The 365-nt window shown below is 69.6% G+C and carries 1 protein-coding gene; it reads left to right on the top strand.

Translation table 11 applies throughout. The features are described 5' to 3' along the window. Window positions 1–180: 180 nt before the first annotated feature. The coding region (locus AC1DYK_RS36340; RefSeq protein WP_478170680.1) for a PAS domain S-box protein at window positions 181–365 on the top strand (185 nt) is incomplete at its 3' end.

Here is a 365-nt window from a genome sequence, read left to right as displayed (position 1 = left end):
GTCCGGTGGGTCGACGATGGCCTTCCGCTTCACCGCACCCACGACCGCGCATCGGCGGTGGAGTGCTGGGTATCGGGTTCGGAGAGACGATGGAGGGGCCGCAGCGAGGCGGAAGGAGCAGCTACGGGCTGGGCCGGACGGAACTGCCGCCGTGGAGGCGAGCGGAAGGGGTGCCCGGGGATGAGTACGACCGATGCGTTCCTGGCCGGGCTGGGCCTGCCAGGTGCGGCATCCGCGCCGAGCGGGCTGCTGGATTTGCTGAGCCTGGCTGCGGTGGTACTCGATGACAGTGGGCGGATCGTCTTCTGGAGCCCGCAGGCGGAGGAGCTGTTCGGTTATACCGCCGAGGAGGCGCTGGGGACGTT

The organism is Variovorax sp. P2_H12 (genome assembly GCF_056403395.1).
This window is presented reverse-complemented; position numbering and strand designations above follow the sequence as displayed.